The sequence below is a fragment of the Nocardia fusca NBRC 14340 genome (genome assembly GCF_001618425.1).
In the GTDB taxonomy this organism is placed as follows: domain Bacteria; phylum Actinomycetota; class Actinomycetes; order Mycobacteriales; family Mycobacteriaceae; genus Nocardia; species Nocardia fusca.
The window spans coordinates 1-1577 of sequence record NZ_BDCU01000087.1 but is presented as its reverse complement, the minus strand read 5'-3'; the positions used below and the strand labels follow the sequence as shown (position 1 = coordinate 1577).

Here is a 1577-nt window from a genome sequence, read left to right as displayed (position 1 = left end):
GGTTGGTCGCCGTTGCCGGTGCAGTATGCGGATTACAGCATCTGGCAGCGGGAGCTGCTGGGTGATGAGGCCGATCCCGAGTCGATTGCGGCGGAGCAGGTCGGATACTGGCAGTCGATGCTGGCGGGTGTTCCGGATCAGTTGGATCTGCCGTCGGATCGCCCGCGGCCGGCGGTGCAGTCGTTCGCCGGTGGCCGGGTCGAGGTCGCGATCGACGCGGATGTTCACGCCGGTTTGGTGCGGCTGGCGCAGCAGCAGAACGCCACGCTGTTCATGGTCGTGCACTCCGCACTCGCGGTGCTGTTGTCGCGGCTCTCGGGGAGTGATGACATCACTATCGGTACGCCGGTGGCGGGTCGTGGTGAGCAGGCGCTCGATGATCTGATCGGTATGTTCGTGAACACGTTGGTGTTCCGGACGCAGCTGGATCGTGGTGAGTCGTTCGCGGATCTGCTCGGTCGCCAGCGCGAAGTCGATATCGCGGCTTATGCGCATGCCGATGTGCCGTTCGAGCGTCTGGTGGAGGTGCTCAACCCGGCGCGTTCGCAGGGGCGGCATCCGTTGTTCCAGGTCGGCTTCACGTTCCAGAACATGACCGCGTCCGTATTGGAACTGCCCGGTCTGACGGTTTCCGCGGTGGATGTCGATGCCGAGATCTCCCAGTTCGACCTGAACCTGATACTCAACGACTCGTACGACATCACCGGTGTGCCGGGGGGGTTGTCCGGTTATCTCACCTATGCCACCGCTCTGTTCGACCACACCACCGTCCAGGGATTCGTGGACCGGTTCGTGCGGTTGCTGCGGGAGGTCCTGGTTGCGCCGGAGACCGCGGTCGGTGATCTGGAGATTCTGGCGCCGGTCGAGCGTGACCAGGTGCTGGCGGAGTGGAATGCCACCGAGCATGCGCTTCCGGCGGGGCTGTTGCTGGATGGGTTCAATGCCGCGGCTGCGGCGTACCCGGATCGGGTGGCGGTTTCGTTCGAGGGGACGAGTCTGTCCTATGGCGAGTTCGCCGGTCGGGTCAACCGGCTCGCGCGGAACCTGATCGCTCGAGGTGTCGGTCCCGAGACGCTGGTGGGTCTGCTGGTGACGCGGTCGCTGGATCTCGTGGTCGGGATGTATGCGGTGGTGGCGGCGGGTGGTGCGTATGTGCCGTTGGATCCGGCGCATCCGGCGGAGCGGATCGGCTACATCCTGGATACCGCGTCGCCGTTGTGTGTGCTGACCTCCACGGCTGACGCCGGTGCGGTGCCCGAGGACACCGGTGTGCCGGTGCTCGAGTTGGACACCCTCGAGACCGGTGGCTACGACTCGGCGCAGGTGACCGATGCCGACCGTGTGGCGGCGGTTCGGTCGTCGAATACCGCGTATGTGATCTTCACGTCCGGTTCGACGGGGCGTCCGAAGGGTGTGGCCGTCTCGCATTCGGCGATCGTGAACCAGGTCGCGTGGATGCTGTCGGAGTATCCGCTGGATGCCGATGACGTGTATTTGCAGAAGACCGCGACGACGTTCGATGTGTCGTTGTGGGGTTACTTCCTGCCGTTGGCCGCGGGTGCGCATCTGGTGGTGGC

1 protein-coding gene is annotated in these 1577 nt (G+C 64.9%); it reads left to right on the top strand.

Annotated features, from left to right (window positions below; all coding sequences use genetic code 11):
- The coding region (locus tag NF4_RS35940) for a non-ribosomal peptide synthetase (protein WP_157120806.1) at positions 1–1577 on the top strand (1577 nt) is incomplete at both ends.